The organism is Pseudarthrobacter sp. GQ63, from assembly GCF_059758765.1.
Map to the genome: position 1 here is coordinate 1 of NZ_JCAXEF010000004.1, position 17,658 is coordinate 17,658.

General features: G+C 68.0%; 13 protein-coding genes. 2 read left to right on the forward strand and 11 right to left on the reverse strand.

Annotated elements, in window-relative coordinates; all coding sequences use genetic code 11:
* The 4 genes from gatB to AC6CHP_RS09000 all read right to left on the reverse strand — a co-directional run.
* On the reverse strand, positions 1-1,494 hold a 1,494-nt coding region (gene gatB, locus AC6CHP_RS08985; protein ID WP_498229311.1), incomplete at its 3' end, for an Asp-tRNA(Asn)/Glu-tRNA(Gln) amidotransferase subunit GatB.
* Positions 1,494-3,068 carry an Asp-tRNA(Asn)/Glu-tRNA(Gln) amidotransferase subunit GatA gene (gene gatA, locus AC6CHP_RS08990; RefSeq protein WP_498229313.1) on the reverse strand — a complete coding sequence of 525 codons (1,575 nt, stop codon included), beginning with the start codon at positions 3,066-3,068 and terminating at the stop codon, positions 1,494-1,496. The genes gatB and gatA, both read right to left, overlap by 1 nt.
* 3 nt (positions 3,069-3,071) lie before the next feature.
* Entirely contained in the window at positions 3,072-3,368 is a 297-nt protein-coding gene (gene gatC, locus AC6CHP_RS08995; protein WP_059319419.1) for an Asp-tRNA(Asn)/Glu-tRNA(Gln) amidotransferase subunit GatC, read from the reverse strand.
* 146 nt (positions 3,369-3,514) lie between these two features.
* A complete protein-coding gene (locus tag AC6CHP_RS09000) occupies positions 3,515-5,017 on the reverse strand; it encodes a CitMHS family transporter (protein ID WP_377195031.1) in 1,503 nt (500 codons plus the stop codon).
* Positions 5,018-5,201: 184 nt separating this feature from the next.
* Between AC6CHP_RS09000 and AC6CHP_RS09005 the strand changes: the two genes are divergently transcribed.
* Both AC6CHP_RS09005 and AC6CHP_RS09010 read left to right on the forward strand, forming a co-directional pair.
* Positions 5,202-6,929 carry a sensor histidine kinase gene (locus AC6CHP_RS09005; protein WP_498229316.1) on the forward strand — a complete coding sequence of 576 codons (1,728 nt, stop codon included), beginning with the start codon at positions 5,202-5,204 and terminating at the stop codon, positions 6,927-6,929.
* The gene (locus AC6CHP_RS09010; protein ID WP_104185283.1) at positions 6,922-7,584 is read left to right on the forward strand and encodes a response regulator; all 663 of its coding nucleotides are present in this window, start codon (positions 6,922-6,924) and stop codon (positions 7,582-7,584) included. The genes AC6CHP_RS09005 and AC6CHP_RS09010 overlap by 8 nt, the downstream gene beginning before the upstream one ends.
* Positions 7,585-7,594: 10 nt before the next feature.
* On the opposite strand, the gene AC6CHP_RS09015 is transcribed toward AC6CHP_RS09010, so the two are convergent.
* The 7 genes from AC6CHP_RS09015 to AC6CHP_RS09045 all read right to left on the reverse strand — a co-directional run bounded on the left by AC6CHP_RS09015 (position 7,595) and on the right by AC6CHP_RS09045 (position 17,652).
* A complete protein-coding gene (locus tag AC6CHP_RS09015) occupies positions 7,595-7,978 on the reverse strand; it encodes a RidA family protein (protein ID WP_188730177.1) in 384 nt (127 codons plus the stop codon).
* 47 nt (positions 7,979-8,025) lie between these two features.
* Positions 8,026-8,529 carry a GNAT family N-acetyltransferase gene (locus AC6CHP_RS09020; RefSeq protein WP_188730179.1) on the reverse strand — a complete coding sequence of 168 codons (504 nt, stop codon included), beginning with the start codon at positions 8,527-8,529 and terminating at the stop codon, positions 8,026-8,028.
* A 64-nt stretch (positions 8,530-8,593) separates the two neighbouring features.
* Positions 8,594-9,403: an inositol monophosphatase family protein gene (locus AC6CHP_RS09025; protein ID WP_498229320.1), complete on the reverse strand. Its 810-nt coding sequence runs from the start codon at positions 9,401-9,403 to the stop codon at positions 8,594-8,596.
* Positions 9,400-11,748, reverse strand: a complete 2,349-nt coding sequence (ligA, locus tag AC6CHP_RS09030; RefSeq protein WP_498229322.1) for an NAD-dependent DNA ligase LigA — start codon at positions 11,746-11,748, stop codon at positions 9,400-9,402. The genes AC6CHP_RS09025 and ligA overlap by 4 nt, the downstream gene beginning before the upstream one ends.
* Before the next feature lie 24 nt (positions 11,749-11,772).
* A complete protein-coding gene (locus AC6CHP_RS09035; RefSeq protein ID WP_498229324.1) occupies positions 11,773-12,240 on the reverse strand; it encodes a hypothetical protein in 468 nt (155 codons plus the stop codon).
* A gap of 265 nt (positions 12,241-12,505) precedes the next feature.
* Complete coding sequence (locus AC6CHP_RS09040) at positions 12,506-16,951, reverse strand: type VII secretion EssC family protein (protein ID WP_498229326.1); 4,446 nt, start codon at positions 16,949-16,951, stop codon at positions 12,506-12,508.
* Positions 16,948-17,652, reverse strand: coding sequence for a hypothetical protein (locus AC6CHP_RS09045; protein ID WP_498229328.1), 705 nt, complete (start codon positions 17,650-17,652; stop codon positions 16,948-16,950). Before AC6CHP_RS09045 ends, AC6CHP_RS09040 begins: the two co-directional genes overlap by 4 nt.
* Positions 17,653-17,658: the final 6 nt, after the last annotated feature.

Below are 17,658 nucleotides of genomic sequence, written 5' to 3' on the forward strand. Positions count from 1 at the left end.
CAGCTTCTCCAGGATCAGCTCCCGGACACGGGCGGCGTCGGCCTGGCCGCGGGTGGCCTTCATGACTCCGCCCACGATGGCGCCGACGGCCTGGACCTTGCCGCCGCGGATCTTGTCCGCGACGCCGGGCTGGGCAGCCAGCGCGGCATCGATGGCTTCAAGCAGGGGCCCGTCGTCGGAGACCACGGCCAGGCCGCGCTTCTCCACGATGTCCGCGGGGGTACCCTCGCCGGCCAGGACGCCGTCCAGGACCTCCGTGGCCATCTTGTTGTTGATCTTTCCCTCTTCCACCATGCGTGCGAGCTCCACGATGGTGGCGGGCTGGACGCCGAGCTGGCCGGGATCGACGTCGGCGTTCTTCGCACGCCCCACGATCTCGCCCATCCACCACTTGCGGGCCACGGAGGCCGAGGCCCCGGCAGCAATGGTCTCCTCGATCTCGTCCATGACGCCGGCGTTCACCACATCGCGGAACTCGAGGTCCGAGTAGCCCCAGTCAGCCTGCAGGCGCTTCCGGCGGGCGGCCGGCGGCTCGGGCAGGGTGGCACGCAGCTCCTCAACCCATTCACGCGACGCCACCACGGGAACCAGGTCCGGCTCCGGGAAATAGCGGTAGTCGTCGGCGTCGGACTTGGGCCGGCCGGACGTGGTGGTGCGGGTGTCCTCATGCCAGTGGCGGGTTTCCTGGACCACCGGGTTGCCGGCGTCCAGGACGGCGGCGTGGCGCTGGATCTCGTAGCGGACGGCGTGTTCGACGGCGCGCAGCGAGTTCACGTTCTTGGTTTCGGACCGGATGCCGAACCTTTCGCGGCCGTGCGGGCGCAGCGACACGTTCGCGTCGCAGCGAACGTTGCCGCGTTCCATCTTGGCGTCCGAAACACCCAGGTTCTTCACGATCTCCCGGACCGCAGCCACGTAGGCCTTGGCCAGCTCGGGTGCCCGGGAGCCTGCCCCCTCAATGGGCTTGGTGACGATTTCCACCAGCGGGACGCCGGCGCGGTTGTAGTCCACCAGGGAGAAGTCGGCGCCGTGGATGCGGCCGGTGGCGCCGCCCATGTGGGTCAGCTTTCCAGCGTCCTCCTCCATGTGGGCGCGCTCGATCTCCACCCGGAACACGGTGCCGTCGGACAGTTCGATGTCCAGGTAGCCGTCGTATGCGATGGGTTCGTCGTACTGGGATGTCTGGAAGTTCTTGGGAGTGTCCGGGTAGAAGTAGTTCTTCCGGGCAAACCGGCAGCTCTCGGCGATCTTGCAGTTGAGCGCCAGGCCGATCTTGATGGAGGACTCCACCGCGGTTTTGTTCACCACGGGCAGTACGCCGGGCATGCCGAGGTCCACCTCGTTGACGTTGGTGTTGGGCTCGTCGCCGAAGACGTTGGGCGCGGAGGAGAACATCTTGGTCTTGGTGTTGAGTTCCACGTGGACCTCGAACCCCAGGACGGGATCGTACTTCTCCATGGCTTCTTCGAAGCTCAGGATTGCCTCTGTGTTCATTACTTTGCCTCCTGGCTTCCAACAAGGGTTTCGACGGGCCCGGCGGCGGCAAGCTCGGGCGCCTGCGCCAGCAGCGGTCCGCCCCACTTGGCCTCCAGCAGCGATTCGAGCACGGCGCCCACGCGGTACAGGCGGGCGTCCTCGCGGGCCGGTGCCAGCAGCTGGATGCCCACGGGGAGGCCGTCTTCGTCCGCCAGGCCGCCGGGCAGGGACAGGCCGGGCACACCTGCCAGGTTGGCAGGAATGGTGGCGACGTCGTTGAGGTACATGGCCAGCGGATCGTCCAGCTTTTCGCCGAGGCGGAAGGCCGTGGTGGGGGCGGTGGGCGAAATCAGCACGTCCGCCACGGTGAAGGCGGCATCGAAGTCGCGCTGCACCAGGGTGCGGACCTTCTGGGCCGAGCCGTAGTAGGCGTCGTAGTAGCCGGCGCTCAGCGCGTAGGTGCCCAGGATGATGCGGCGCTTCACCTCGTCACCGAAGCCGGCGGCACGGGTAGCACCCATGACGCGTTCGATGGTCATGGGACCGTCTTCGGGGAGGACGCGCAGGCCGTACCGGACGCCGTCGAACTTGGCGAGGTTGGAGGAGGCCTCGGAGGGCATGATCAGGTAGTAGGCGCCCAGGGCGTACTGGAAGTTGGGGCAGGAAACCTCAACGATTTCGGCGCCGGCTTCCTTGAGGAGCTCCAGGGAGTCATTGAAGCGGTTTTCGACGCCCGCCTGGTAGCCCTCGCCGTGCAGCTCCTTGATGATGCCGATCCGCATGCCCTCAACGTTGCCTGTCTTCGCTGCGGCCACGAGATCGGCCAGCGGGTCCGGGAGCGAAGTGGAGTCGCGGGGATCGTGCCCGCCGATGACCTGATGCAGGAGCGCGGAGTCCAGGACGGTCCGGGACACGGGGCCGATCTGGTCCAGCGAGGACGCCATGGCGATGGCGCCGTACCGGGACACGCTGCCGTACGTGGGCTTCACGCCCACCGTGCCGGTGACGGCTCCGGGCTGGCGGATGGAGCCGCCGGTGTCCGTGCCCAGCGCGAGGGGCGCCTCGAACGCCGCGACGGCTGCCGCGGACCCGCCGCCGGAACCGCCGGGGATCCGGTCCAGGTCCCACGGGTTGCGGGTGGGGCCGAAGGCGGAGTGCTCGGTGGAGGAGCCCATGGCGAACTCGTCAAGGTTGGTCTTGCCCAGGATGGGCATCTTCGCGGCGCGCAGGCGCTCCACCACGGTGGCGTCGTACGGGCTGTGCCAGCCCTCGAGGATTTTGGAGCCGGCCGTGGTGGGCTGGCCAACGGTGACGATGAGGTCCTTGACGGCGATAGGGACGCCGGCCAGGACGTGCAGCGCCTCAGCTTCGGCGCCGCCGGCGGCGCGGATGGCGTCCACCTCGGCGGCGACGGCCAGCGCCTCTTCGGCATTGACATGCAGGAAGGCGTTGACGCCGCGTTCCCCGCCGTCAACCTCCGCGATCCGGTCCAGGTAGGCCTGGGTGACCTCGACGGAGGTCACCTCGCCAGCTGCCAGCTTTTCCGCGAGCCGTGAGGCTGAGAGGCGGATCAGTGTGTTGGTGTCAGTCATGGGTTATGCCTCATCCAGGATTGCCGGGACCTTGAAACGGTTGTCGTCGGAGTCCGGTGCGCCGGAGAGCGCCTGTTCCGCGGTGAAGGTGTGGCCCACAACGTCTTCGCGGAACACGTTGCTCAGCGGAATGGGGTGTGAGGTGGCCGGGACGTCGTCCCCGGCGGCCTGACTGACGGATTTGACCGAATCAACGATGACGGCGAGTTCTCCGGCCATCCTGTCCAGCTCTTGGTCACTCATCTCAATGTGAGCGAGCCGCGCGAGATGCGCGACGTCGTCACGGTTGATCGCAGCCATGGATCTCCCCTGCAAAGTTCGAATTGATTTCCGATCCATTCTAGTGGGGAAACAATGATGCCCGTCTGACATCCCCCAGCGGGCGTCAGACGGGCACCTTGATGCCGGGTTCCGCCAACGTGTGGCGGCAGCACGGCAGCTATAGACTAACCGATTCCGATGGCTCCGGTCAGCATGCCGATTCCCAGCATGACCAGGGACACCACGGCACTGCGCCAGAGGACCTTCTTGTGGTGGTCGCCCAGGTCAACCTTGGCCAGCGAAACCAGCAGCAGGATGGCGGGAACCAGCGGGCTCTGCATGTGGAACGGCTGGCCGGTGATGGAGGCGCGGGCCATCTCGGCGGCGCTGATTCCGTAGTGGCCGGCCGTCTCGCTCAGGACGGGCAGCACACCGAAGTAGAAGGCGTCGTTGCTCATGAAGAACGTCATGGGGATGCTCAGGACACCGGTGATGACGGCCATGAGCGGGCCCATGCTGGAGGGGATGATCTGCACCAGCCACGCTGACATGGCTTCCACCATGCCGGTGCCGGTCAGGACGCCGGTCAGGACTGCGGCGGCCATGACCATGCTGACGACGGCGACAACAGACGGTGCGTGGGCCACGATCTGCGCGGCCTGGTCCTTGACCTTGGGGAAATTGACCAGCAGGGCGATGGCGGAACCCACCATGAAGACGTACGGCAGGGGCACGAGGTCCGCGATGAGCATACCCATGACGGCGACCGTGAGGCCCAGGTTGAACCACTGCAGCTTGGGACGCAGGGTGCTGCGGTTGGGGTCCAGGGCGGTGTCCGCCATGGCGCTGTCGTGTTCGTCCACCAAGTCCTCGGTGCGTTCCAGGACGGCAACGGATGAGCCGTCCGTGGAGACGCCGCCGACGGCGGGGGCTGCTCCGCCGGGGTTGGCCGCCTTGGGTCCGCGGCCGGCGCCTGAACCACTGGCACCACCGGAAGGGTGCGTGCCGCCGTCGAACGCCTCAGCGGTAAAGGGCTCTGCCGTGGACGGCACTGACCAGATCTCCGGCTGGGTTGCCCGGAGGCGGTTGCGCTCCTGCAGGCCGAGCAGCCAGGCGAAGGCGAAGACGACGACGATGCCGGCCAGGAGGGACGGGATCATTGGGACGAAGACGTCGTTGACGTCGATGTTCAGGGCGCTGGCGGCGCGGGCGGTGGGGCCGCCCCACGGCACGATGTTCATGGTGCCGTTGGCCAGGCCGGCCACGCAGGTGAGGACCACGGGGCTCATCTTCAGCCGGAGGTAGATGGGCAGCATGGCCGCCGTGGTGAGGATGAAGGTGGTGGAGCCGTCACCGTCGAGGGATACGGCAGCTGCGAGGACGGCGGTTCCCAGGACCACCTTGGCGGGGTCGTTGCCGAGCTTGCGGAGGATGAACCGGACCAGGGGGTCGAACAGCCCGACGTCGATCATCAGGCCGAAGTAGATGATGGCAAACATCAGCAGGGCTGCGGTTGAGGTCATGGACTTCATGGACTCCATGACCATGTCGCCAATGCCAAGGCCTGCACCGGCGAAGAGGCCAAAAACGGTGGGGACGATGATCAACGCCAGCACTGGCGTCAACTTCTTCGTCATGATCAGCACCATGAATACCGCGATCATTGCGAATCCAAGTAATACCAGCACGGCCGGCTCCTTACTATGTGAACAGCGGCACAGCGGTGTGACGCGTGCTACAGACTGTAGGGTGGCGGCCGTCACGGCCGTGCCTTTGGCTCAATTGATTGGCATACTGCTTATTGGGAGCATTTTGCTCATTGTGCTCACGGCTGCTGGTGTCCACGGTTGCCCGCCCTAATCAAGGAGGATCATGCAGCGTTCCGTGCCCCGCCGGCCGTTGCGGTTCTCCACCCAGACCCTCCTGCTCCAGTTGTCCGTGGTGCTGCTGGTGGTCCTGTTCAGCGCCGCTGTACACGCCTGGCTCACCTACGACAGGGTTGGCAGCGAGGCTGAGAACCAGGCCCTGACGCTGGCGCGGACGGTGGCCTCGGACGCCTCGGTGCGGGCTGACGTGCTGGCGATCAGCCAGCAGCCCGGCACTCCCCCGCCTGCCGAGCTCGCGGCGGGGCCGCTGATGGAAGCGGCCGAAGCGGCACGGACCCGGACCGGCGCCCTGTTCGTGGTGATCACGGACGAGACCGGACTGCGGCTTGCCCACCCGGACCCGGAGCGCCTGGGCGAAAAGGTCAGCACCGACCCGTCCGAGGCCCTGGCCGGCCGGGAGGTCACCACCCGGAACACGGGAACACTGGGGCCCTCCGCCGGGGCGAAGGTTCCGGTCTATGCGCCGGACAGCACCACCGTGGTGGGCGAGGTCAGCGTGGGCTACTCCATGGAAACGGTGGGCCAGAGCGTGGCGCGGGATATCGGCCCCGTTGCCCTCACCGCAGCCGGCGCGCTGCTGGCGGGCGTGCTGGGTTCGTTCCTGCTGCGCCGCCGGCTGACGCGGGTCACCCTGGGGCTGGAACCCGAGGAGATCAGCACGCTGGTCCACGACCAGGTGGCGGTCCTCCAGGGCGTGGACGATGGCGTGGTTGGCGTCTCCGCCGACGGGCGGATCACCGTGTTCAACGCGGCCGCCCAACGGCTGCTGGAACTGCCGGACCTGGCCGGCAGCCGCTGGGAGGATGCTCCGGTGCCGGACCAGGTGAAGTCCCTCACCCGTGCAGGCTCCAATAGCCCCGGCGCGGTTGAGCTGGTGGCCGGCGGGCGGGTGCTGGTGGCCAACGCCCGCAAGGCCCTGCACCGGCGCGAGGACCTCGGCTGGGTGGTGATGCTCCGGGACCGCACGGAACTCCAGCAGCTCACCCGGCAGCTGGATGCTGTCGGAACCATATCCACGGCGCTGCGGGCCCAGCGCCACGAGTTCGCCAACCAGCTGCACACCATAGCCGGGTTCATGAGCATCGGCCAGCACCAGCAGGCCCGGGAGTACCTGGCACGGCTGGCAGCCACCGGGCCGCTGAAATTCCCGGTGGACCAGGCCGAGCTGCTCCAGGACCCGTACCTGCAGGCCTTTGTGGGTGCGAAGGGCGTCGAGGCGGACGAGCGCGGGGTGGCCCTGCGGATCGGCCCCGAGACCCTGGTCCGCGGGCAGGTGGCGGAGGCCCAGGACGTCACCACAGTGCTCGGCAACCTGATCGACAACGCGGTCAACGCCGCGGTGGCAGGCTCCGCCACGGACCGCTGGGTGGAGCTGGAGGTGCTGGACGAGCCGGACGATGACGGCGGCACGCTGCACATCGTCGTCGCCGACTCGGGTGACGGGCTGGCAGAGGGAACGGACCCGGAGGCGATCTTCGCGGAAGGCTTCAGCACGGCGTCCGGACCGCTGGCCCGGAACGGCAGCGGCGGCCAGGGGTTTGGGCTGGCCCTGGCGCGCCAGCTGGCCCGGCGGCGCGGCGGGGACGTCAGAGTCCTGGAGCCTGGCAGTCCGGGCGGACCAGGCGCAGTATTCATGGCCACCCTGCCGGGGACCACGGCAGGGACGGCGGGCAGGACAAGCACAGGGACAGCCGGAAAGGATACCCATGCCTGAAGATTTTCGGGTGCTGATCGTGGACGACGACTTCCACGTGGCCAAGCTCCACGCCGCCTACGTGGATTCCGTGGCGGGATTCATGGCGCTGGCACCAGTGGGCACCGCGTCGCTGGCGCTGCAGTCCATCCACAGCCTGAGGCCGGACCTGGTGCTGCTTGACGTCTACCTGCCGGACGCGTCCGGACTGGACCTGCTCCAGCAGCTGGACGTGGACACCATCATGCTGACAGCAGCCTCCGATGCCGTTTCCGTCCGGGTGGCCTTCCGCCGCGGCGCGCTGGGCTACCTCCTGAAGCCTTTTACGTCGGAAGCCCTCTCCCAGCAGCTGCGCTCGTATGCCCGGTACCGCCGCCTGCTGGCGCAGCCCGGGGCTCTGGACCAGGAGGCGGTGGAGCGCGCCAAGCGCGCCCTGATCCCGGGCGACGTCACGCCGTCGTCAAAACCCCGCTCGGCCACCGAGGCGGCAGTGCTGGAATCCCTGGTACCCGGCGAGCAGTACTCGGCCGCCGAAGTGGCCGGGCGGGTGGGGGTTTCGCGCGCCACCGCGCAGCGGTACCTGTCCTCCCTGGCGGACGACGGCGCCGTGGACATCCAGCTGCGGTACGGAACGACGGGGAGGCCGGAGCACCGCTACGGCCTCCCCGCCACGTGAGCCGGTGCTCCTAGTTGCTGCCCTTCTGCGCCACGAGCTCGATCTCCACGAGCATCTTGGGGTCCAGGAACGGCAGGACGTGCACCAGTGACAGGGTGGGGCGGATGTCGCCGAAGACCTCGCCGTGGGCCCGGCCTGCGTCTTCCCACTTGCTGATGTCCGTGAGGTAGAGCTTGGACTGGACGACGTCCTCGAAACCGAAGCCGGCGTCAGCGAGGACTGTGCCGAGTTTCTGCAGGATGTACTGGGTCTGGGTGTAGAAATCGTCCCCGACGATTCCGTCCTCGCCGCTGGCCGCGGTGGCGGAGATGTAGAGGGTGTTGTCCACCTGGACGGCCCGTGAGTAGCCGAGGGTCTGTTCCCAGACGGAGCCGGTGCCGAAGGTTTTGCGCATGGTGGGCCTTTCAGTGCTGGAGGGGGTTCGGCACCACTGTAGGGCTGCTACACGTCGAGGCGGTAAACCAGCAGTTTTATGTCAGTTCCGGGGACCAGCCAGTCACGTTCGGGCACCCGGCGGAAGCCCGTCTTGCGGTAGAGGCCATGGGCGCTTTCCCAGGTCTGTCCGGTGGTGAGGGCCACAGCCTTGATGCCGTCCAGCTGCCTGGCATACTCCAGGATGGCGTCCACCATGACCCTGCCCGCGCCGCTGCGCTGGACCACCGGGTCCACCACCAGCATGCGGAACTCGAGCTCGTCTTCAAGGGCGATGTCCGCGTACGGCTCCCCTGCCCGCGCCAGTGTCACCGAACCGACAACCTGGCCGTCCCGTTCGGCCACCCAGATGGTGGCGTGTCCGGCCCGCAGCGCCACGTCCTGGACTTTGCGCATGTAGGGGTGGTCGGCGTCCTCGAAGTAGCCCGCGGCGAGGTAGGAATCACGCGTAATGCGGGCAACGGCGTCGTAATCTGCTTCGACGGCGGGACGGACTGTTATCTGCGGCTGCACCCGTCAATGGTAGTGGTACTGGCCGGTAGCACCTGGCCAACCTGCGCTTTTCGTGAGCGAACTATCAGAGCGGAAATTTGCCCGAAAGCTCCAGGCCGCCGGCGCAGGTCCAGGCCTCCAGGCGGTCGGCGTCCGTAGGCCCGCCCTCCAGCGGGCTGGCCAGGCGCGGCCGCCGGACCCAGCAGCCGGCTTCCTCTGCAATGAGCGCACCTGCCGAGAAATCGTGCTCGTTGAGGCCACGCTCTCCATACGCATCGTGGGTCCCGTCGGCCACGAGGCACAGGTCCAGGGCGGCGGATCCCAGGCGCCGGACATCGGCGAAGCCGTCCATCAGTCCGGCCAGGAAAACGGCCTGCTCGGCCCGGACCCCGGGATCGTAGCTGAACCCGGTGGCCAGGATCTGGCCCTTCCGGCCCGGGACGGGACCCTCCAGCCGGGTCACCCTCCCCGCTTCCTCCAGCCAGGCGCCCTCGCCGCGTGCGGCGTAGTAGACGCGGCCCAGCGCAGGGGCATTGACGACGCCGGCCAGCCAGGCGCCGTCGGCATCGGCGACTGCCACGGAGGTGGCGTAGTAGACGATGTTGCGGATGAAGTTGGTGGTGCCGTCCAGCGGGTCGATGGACCAGCGGTAGCCGGTGGGTTCGGCCGGCCTGGTGGTGCCGTGTTCCTCGCCGGTGATGGCGTCCCCCGGGCGGGCCGCTGTGATGACGTCCCGGACGGCGTGCTCGGCCGCGACGTCGAACGCCGTGACCCAGTCGCCGGCGTCGCCCTTGTTGCTGGCCTGCAGGGCCTCTGCGTTGCGGCCGGCCAGCACCGCGGCTCCCGCCGCCGCTGCAGCCTTGGCCACCTCCAGCAGGTCTGTAGGACTGGTCATGCCGTTACCTCCGCGTCAGTGTGTTCTGCCGGGGCCGCAGGCTCAGGCCCCTCTACTTCAGCCCCAACCTCCAGTTCAGCCCCGCCCTCCAGTGCTGCCGGCCCGCCGGCCAGGAGCTTGCGGAAACCGTCCTCGTCCAGCACGGGGACACCCAGCTGCTCGGCCTTGTCCAGCTTGGTACCGGCGCTTTCACCGGCCACCAGGTAGCTGGTGTTCTTGGAGACGGAACCGGCCGCCTTGCCGCCCCGGACCAGGATGGCTTCCTTGGCCTCATCCCGGCTGAAGTTCGGCAGCGAGCCGGTGACTACCACCGTCAGTCCTTCGAGCGTGCGGGGCATGGAGTCGTCGCGTTCGTCCGCCATCCGGACCCCCGCGGCCGCCCAGCGGTCCACGATCTCCTGGTGCCAGTCCTCCGCGAACCATTCCTTCAGTGCCGCAGCGATGGTGGGGCCTACGCCGTCGACGTGCGCCAGGTCCTCCTCCGACGCCTGGCGGATGGCGTCCATGGTGCTGAAGGCGGTTGCCAGAGCACGGGATGCCCGCGGGCCCACGTGCCGGATGGACAGCGCAACCAGCACCCGCCAAAGCGGCTGGGCCTTGGCCTTCTCCAATTCCTTGAAGAGTTTTTCCGTGGTGGCCGTGGGCTTGGACGGTGACTTGGCCGTGCCCTTGCTGTAGAAGTAGGGCACCAGCTCGTATTCGCCCGTCGGGACGCCTTTGGACCGCTTCTCCCGCCGGATGCGGACGCCGGCCAGGTCCTCGCGGGTGAGGTCGAACAGCGCGGCTTCGGAGGTGAGCGGTGGAACTTCCGGCTCGGCCGGCTGGGTCAGCGCAATGGCGGCTTCCCAGCCGAGGGCCTCGATGTCGAAGGCTCCCCGGCCGGCCAGGTGGAACACGCGCTCGCGCAGCTGGGACGGGCAGGACTTCGCATTAGGGCAGCGGATGTCCACGTCGCCCTCCTTGGCCGGAGCCAGCGGTGTACCGCAGGAGGGGCATTCGGTGGGCATCACAAAATCCCGCACCGGCGGGTCCTGCTGGTCGCGGAGGGCAAGGACCGGGCCCACGATCTCGGGAATCACGTCGCCCGCCTTGCGCAGGACCACGATGTCTCCGATCTTCACGCCCTTGGCCTTGACCACGTCCTGGTTGTGCAGGGTGGCCATTTCCACGGTTGAACCTGCTACCTTGACCGGTTCCATCATGCCGAAGGGCGTCACGCGGCCGGTGCGGCCCACGTTCACCAGGATGTCGAGCAGCTTGGTGTGCACTTCCTCGGGCGGATATTTGTAGGCCACCGCCCAGCGCGGGACCCTGGTGGTGTAGCCAAGTGCCCGCTGGGTGGCGAAGTCGTCCACCTTGATGACGATGCCGTCGATCTCATGCAGCAGCTTGTGGCGCTGGTCCCCGTAGCGCTTGATGAAGTCCAGGACTTCTCCGACGCTTTTGAGCACCTCGGAGTAGGGGCTGACAGGGAGGCCCCATTCCATCAGCAGGGCGTAGGTCTCGGACTGGCTGCGCGCCTGCAGCCCTTCGCGGGCGCCGATGCCGTGGACGAACATCTTGAGCGGGCGCTTGGCTGTTTCAGCGGGGTCCTTCTGGCGGAGCGAGCCGGCTGCAGCGTTGCGGGGGTTGGCCAGGGGCGCCTTGCCGGCTTCAATCAGTGCTTCATTGAATTCGGCGAAAGCCTTGGACGGGATAAAGACTTCCCCGCGGATTTCCATCTCGGCCGGAAAATCCCCGCCTTGGAGCTGCTGCGGGATTTCCTTGATGGTGAGGACGTTGTGCGTGATGTCTTCACCGGTGGTGCCGTCCCCGCGGGTGGCTGCGCGGACCAGCTTCCCGTCACGGTACAGGAGGTTGACGGCCAGGCCGTCGATCTTGAGCTCCGTCAGCCAGGCCGCGGCAGGGGTGCCGTCGCCGAGCTTGCCGATGCCGGTCTCGGCCTTGGCGAGCCAGGCCTCCAGTTCGTCAAGGGAAAAAACATCCTCGAGGCTGTACATCCGCTGCAGGTGCTCCACGGGCTCGAACGCGGCGGAGACTTCCCCGCCCACCTCCTGGGTTGGCGAGTCGTTCGCCACCAGTTCGGGGTGGAGCGCCTCGATCTCCTCCAGGCGCCGAAAGAGGTCATCGAATTCGGCATCGGAGACCAGCGGCGCATCTTCCTGGTAATACGCGAACCGGTACTTCCTGACCAGGTCCACCAGGTTCTCGTATTCCTCACGGACGGATTCGGTGGGGACGGCCTCAGCTTCCTTTGGTGTCCCGCCGGTGCTTGTTCCGGCACCGGGAGTCCGGTGCGGAGACATCGAGGCGGTCTTTTCTGCGGGGCCTGGTCCTGTAGTCACAGACCTATCTTGCCTCACCGCCCGTCAGTGTGCCCGGAACCGGCTCCTGCCCCACCAGGCGAAAGCCAGCCCGGCGGTGCCCACCAGCAGGACGCCGGCCGTGATGGTCAGGGGGTCCGGCCCTTCCGGTCCCGGACCGCCGGCGGGGGCAACGGCCGCGGCCTGGGTTGGCCTGGCCGGCCTGGTGACGGGTTTGGTCCAGTTCGATTCGGTGGAGGCAGTGGCCGAAAACGTGGTGCCGGGTTCCGTATGCGTCGCTTCCGGGGTGGCGGATCCGCCAGGCGAGTCCTCCGTGGGGGCAGGTGCCGCAGGAACGATGGACTCGGCGGGCGGGGGTGCCGGAGAGGAGGCCGCAATTGGCTGGGACGTCGCCGGGGGCGCCGGCTCAGGGCCACCTGGCTGGCCGGGCGGCTCGTCGGGTCCCTTTGGTTTGTCCGCCCGGCCTTCGCCGGGTTTGTTTCGGTGGGCTCCGGCGGACAGGCTGCCCCGCACGAGGGGCTGGTGATGGTGGTTGCCGTGGGGTCCGGAGTTTCCGCCGCTGCGGCCCCGGCCGCGGACAGGCTTACCGCGAGCGCCAGGACGGCGGCCGACGCCGTCGCCGGGACAGCGCGGAGTGCTGGGAAGGACGGGGACATTCGCTACCTTTCGATGCGCGCAGTCCCCCCACTGCGGCTTTCTGGTGTCCCCGGTAGTTTTCTATACCTCGACGAAGGGCCGCAAGTCCACCGGACCTGCGGCCCTCCACGCGCGCGATGCGTCAGACCCTGTTTTCAGGGGGCAGTGCCACCTGGATTTTCCGGGCCTTGCCGCGGCCCACCACGTAGCCGCGGCCCGGGATGAAGTCCGGGCTGACACGGCCCAGCGAGGTGTTCAGCAGGCTCTCGCCTTCGATGTCGCCGGGATTCAGCAGCAGCCCGCGCCGGCCGGATTTGAACGGCTGGGCAAGGGACCAGGCAGAGGACCAGGTGGAGGTTTCGGATTCCCCCACCACCCACTGGTCAGCCTTGATGGATGCCGTCACCAGTTGGGCCACTCCCGATTCCGCCAGGGTGTCGGTGAACTCTGTGAGGCCTTCGATGAAGATGCCCAGAGCCCCGGGATTCCCGGAGGAGTGTTCAACCAGGTCCTCCACCACCTCGGCGAGGTCGTCCGCGCCCACGATGGACCGGTTCCAGATGGGCAGGGACGCGACGGCGGAGCGCCGGGATCCTACGTAGACCAGCTCCGTGTCCGGGCTGGACCGGCGCAGGGCATAGGCGAGTGTCACCAGGGCGACGGTGCGGCCTGCACCCGGGGGGCCGGCAAGGAGCAGCGGTCCCCTGGCCAGGATCTCGGCGGGCTGCAGGGTTTCGTCGTCAACGCCAATGACCGGAAGGCCCTGGCTGCCGGCGGGCAGGACCTCCAGGTCCACCTGTTCCGGAAGCCTCTCGATGACAGGGGCGGCGTCCAGCCCCTGGCGCTGCATGGCTTCACTGAGCTTGTGGACCTCGCGGGCCTGCAGCGCCAGGTTGGAGTTCCCGCCGAGGACTGCCAGCTGGACTTCGAGCCCGTCCAGGAGTCCGCGTCCGGGAGGTGAGGCGGCGTTGAGGACGTCCCGGGGCACGTCCAGGGAAATGTAGTCATCCTCGGAGGACAGCCGCAGGACCAGGCGGCGCTGGATGGAAGCGAGCAGTGACGCGGGCACGGCGTTCGGCCTGTCACCGGTGACCACCAGGTGGATGCCGACGGCGCGGCCGTCAGTGGCCAGCTGGAGGAAGATGTCCCACAGGGCGGACAGCCTGCTGTGTTCGTAGGCCTCACGGAACGCGGACATGCCGTCCACCAGCACGAAGATGCGCTTTTCGTCGGGCCTGTTGGCCAGCTTGCGGTACTCGACGATGGTGGCGGCGCGGACTTCCGCGTACCGGGCGGAGCGCTGCTCCGCGATGTCCCTCAGCAGGCGCAGCAGGCGCCCGACGCGTTCCACGTCGTCGCCGTTGATGATGCCGCCCACGTGGGGAAGCTCTTCCAGCATCCTCAGCCCGGAGGAGCCGCAGTCGATGCCGTAGACATGCACCGGCCCTCCGCGCGGTGTGATGGCCGCGGCAATGGCGATGCCGCGCAGCGCTGCGGACTTTCCTGACCCGCCGGTGCCGTAGATGGCCATGTTCCCGTCCTTGTCCGGTTCGTAGAACACGGTGGGCTGGGACTGGCGGGCGGGGTCGTCGGCAACGCCGAGGAGGAGCTGTTCGTCCGTGCGGGGGTTGGGCAGCCTGGAAAAGTCGTAGGTCTTGGCCAGTTCGTCCAGCCAGGGCTTGCGCGGGGCATGGATGGACAGCGTGTCGGCGGCCCGGACGATGGTTGCGGTCATCCGTGCGATGTCGTTGGGGCCTGTGGGCTCTGCTGCCTCGGGTTTCTCCGGTGCCGGTGCTTCCCAGCTGGGCCCCGAGCCGAAGGCCATCTCGACAACGTCGATCTGCGGCCGCTGCGGCTTCTCCGTGGTCCAGCCGCCCGCGTAGCCGGTCTGGAAGCCCTGGATCCGGCCGGGGCCCGTCTTCGCGGCGCCGCGGCCGGGGATGGAGGGATCAAAGTACGCGGCGTCCGGCACGCCCAGGATGTCCGTGGCGTCATCCTCATCAGCCATCCGCAGGGCCACCCGCAGGTTGGTGTTGGCGCGCAGGCTGTCCTTGATGACGCCTGCCGGGCGCTGGGTGGCCAGGATGAGGTGCAGCCCCAGGGACCGTCCGCGGGCTGCCACGTCCACAACACCGTCCACGAATTCAGGCACCTCGCTGGCCAGCGCGGCAAACTCGTCGACGACGATCACCAGGTAGGGCGGCGCGTCCGGGTCGGCCTCGCGCTGCAGTGCCAGCAGGTCCTTGGCCTTCTTCCGGTTCAGCAGGTGCTCCCGGTAGTGGAGTTCGGCGCGCAGCGAGGTCAGGGCCCGCCGGACCAGGTGCGGCGAAAGGTCTGTCACCAGGCCCACGGTATGGGGCAGGTTGATGCAGTCGGCGAAGGCGGCCCCGCCCTTGTAGTCCACGAACAGGAAGCTGACCCGGTCCGGGCTGTAGGCGGCGGCCATTCCCATCACCCAGGATTGCAGGAATTCGGATTTGCCTGCGCCCGTGGTGCCGCCCACCAGGGCGTGCGGCCCCTCGTTCTTCAGGTCAAGGTACAGCGGTTCTATGCCTTTGGAGCCCACCAGGGCACGCAGGGTGCCGTTGTCCTTGCGGTTGGCCACGGCGCTCGCGTGCACTGAGTTGTTTTCCGTCCAGCGTTCGGCGACGGACTGGGGGTTGTCCAGGAAGTCCTTGCCGATCAGGGTGGCATAGGACACGGCCCGCGGAAGGTCGGAGTCGTCGTTCACAGGTTTGCCCACATCCATGACGGGCGCCAGCATCCGGGCCAGCTGGGCGGCCAGCTCCGCGTCAACGCTTTCGCAGCTGACCGGGTACGTGTGCCTGCCCAGGCGGACCTGCCCCGTGGTGGTGCCATGGTCGCCGTCCACCACCATGAAGTCGCGGCAGGCTGCGGGAAGCGACTGGATGTCGGTGGCAACCCAGATCACGTGGACGCCGGAGTCGGGGCCGCGCTCTGCGAGCCGGGTGAGCCGGCCTCGGTCCACCGGGGCGTCGTCCTCCACGATGACCAGCACGGCCGGAAGCACCGGTTCCGGCACCTCCTGCTTGGCGGGGTCCAGTTCCGGCCGGAGGTCGGCGCCGGTGCGTTTGGCCGCCGCCTCCCGGGCGTCAAGGAGGTCCTCGAGCCGGGCCAGGAGCGATGCCCCACCGGCTGAGCCAGCCGCCAGGTGGTCGCCGGCGAGGGGGCTGTGCCCCGAGCCCACGTGGGGAAGCCACTGCAGCCAGTTCCACCGTTCCCGGGACTGGGCTGACGTGATGGCCGCGAGGACCACCTCCGCGGGCGAGTGGAGCCCCACGAGCTGCAGCACCATGCCGCGGGCCACGTCATCCACCAGGCCGCGGGCACCGGCAATGCCCAGGGATCCGGAGCTCCGCAGCTGCGAGACAACGGGAACGCCCTCAATGTCGCGGAACTGCTTCAGGCAGTCCTGGATTTCCCGGGCGTACTGGACTTCGGTGTCGTTGTTCTGCGGTTCCTCAAGGAGGACCCGCGAGGGTGCGGTGCCCAGGCCGAACCGAAGGCCAAGGAACCAGCGGTGTTCCGGACGGTGGGTCCACAGCAGCGGACCCAGTTTGTAGATGGCGTCAACGGTGTCGCTGACGGACGGTGCCTCCTGCAGGCGGACGGCGCGTTCCACCTGCTGCAGTTCGGTGAGGTCGTGGCGGAAATCGGCCATGGAGGCGCGGAACTGCTTGAGCTGTTCCTTCTGCTGGCGCCTGGTCCGCATCTTCTGGTCCACGTAATGGCCCACGACGAACAGCGGCATCATCAGCATGAACAGCACCGAGAGCGGGTTGCCGGTCACGGCGAAGATCACGGCGCCCATCAGCAGCGGGGTGATCATCATGATGTAGGGGAACGGGTTGTCCTCGGGCCGTTTGGGCCCGGACGGGACCACGCGCTTTGGCTCCTCGAAGCGGGGAACCACCCGGGGTGAACGGTTGAAGCTGACCAGGGGCGACGTCGGGGCTGCCGCGTGGTTGTGCCCCAGCGGCACCACGGTCACGGTGGTGTCGCCCAAGGTGACCGTGTCCGAGGAATTAAGGGTGGCCCGGGTGACCGGAAGCCCGTCCATCAGGAGCCCGTTGGCGGAGTTGGTGTCCACGATTTCCACGCCGTCGCCCACCGTGATCCGGGCGTGCCGCTTGGACGTCAGGGGGTCCGAGAGGCGGATGTCCACGTCACGGTCCCGGCCGATGTAGCTGGTGCCGGTGGGCAGCGAAAACTCGCGGCCGGCGTCGGGCCCGGAAAGAACCCGGAGGGTGGCCGCTGCGGGACCGCGGCCGGCGCCGGGCACGTCGAACTGCGTGCTGACCTGTGCCAGTGACACCACGGAGCCGGGGCGCAGGCCGGACTCCAGGAGGTTGTCGGTCCGGGTGAGCATGTTTCCGCTCAGGCCCGCGCCCACGAAGGCTTCCTCGATCCGCAGGGAGAGGTTGTCCGGGGCCGGGGTGCCCTTGCGGCCCGGGTCCGCGGCCCAGAGCACGGCAGCGGTATCGGCCACGGTGGCCAGGCCGTCCACTGTGACGGCCAGGTCCTTGGACTCGGCAGGATCCCGGCGAAGGGTCAGGCGGATCCTCATCCTTCGTCCACGCCCCTCATCTTCTCCAGCAGGTACAGGTCCTCAGGGGTCACCAGGTGCGACGTCACGGCGTGCTCAACCAGCCTGGCACGGCGGTTGGTGGCTAGTTTGCCGCCGCCCCCGCGCAGGCCCACCACCCCCACGCGGTCGAGTTTGTCGCAGACGTTGTCCAGCTTCCGGTTGAAGCGGGTCAGGGCCCAGCCCAGAGTCTTGGCGGCCGCGGCCGAGGAGGGAATGGCGCTGAAGCCGGTTCCTTCCCGCCGGAGCATGGGTTCGGCGAGCGCCACGATGAGGGCTTTCTGGGAGTCTGTAAACACCACCGGGCCGATGGTGGTGTCACCGTTGCTGTCGCCCTCGCGTGACTCATGCCGGAAAGACGGGGTCCTCAGGTGCACCGCGAACTCGTAGGTGGTGGGACCGGCGGTAAAGATAATGTTCGTGTGGCTGAAGACCAGCGGGATCCGGGCGCCCGGTGACAGCCAGGCCTGCATTCCGCCGGAGGCATCCGCCACCGTGGCCGAGAGCATGCTGCCCACGTTGCTGAGCCACCAGATCCCGTCGTAGCGGGCCACCTGCAGGAACTGCCGGTGCAGGTAGGGGTTGTCATCGACTTCAAGGTCGCCTTCGCGTCCGATGTTGAAGACGTCCTCGTCCGATGGCTCGTACCACTCACCACAGAAATCTATTGCTAGATCCCCCATTTTCTG

Coding starts and splice junctions, on each gene's coding strand:
- gatA (WP_498229313.1), bottom strand. CDS start 3,068: ATGACTGACACCAACACACTGATCCGCCTCTCAGCCTCACGGCTCGCG.
- gatC (WP_059319419.1), bottom strand. CDS start 3,368: ATGGCTGCGATCAACCGTGACGACGTCGCGCATCTCGCGCGGCTCGCT.
- AC6CHP_RS09005 (WP_498229316.1), top strand. CDS start 5,202: ATGCAGCGTTCCGTGCCCCGCCGGCCGTTGCGGTTCTCCACCCAGACC.
- AC6CHP_RS09010 (WP_104185283.1), top strand. CDS start 6,922: ATGCCTGAAGATTTTCGGGTGCTGATCGTGGACGACGACTTCCACGTG.
- AC6CHP_RS09015 (WP_188730177.1), bottom strand. CDS start 7,978: ATGCGCAAAACCTTCGGCACCGGCTCCGTCTGGGAACAGACCCTCGGC.
- AC6CHP_RS09025 (WP_498229320.1), bottom strand. CDS start 9,403: ATGACCAGTCCTACAGACCTGCTGGAGGTGGCCAAGGCTGCAGCGGCG.
- AC6CHP_RS09040 (WP_498229326.1), bottom strand. CDS start 16,951: ATGAGGATCCGCCTGACCCTTCGCCGGGATCCTGCCGAGTCCAAGGAC.
- AC6CHP_RS09045 (WP_498229328.1), bottom strand. CDS start 17,652: ATGGGGGATCTAGCAATAGATTTCTGTGGTGAGTGGTACGAGCCATCG.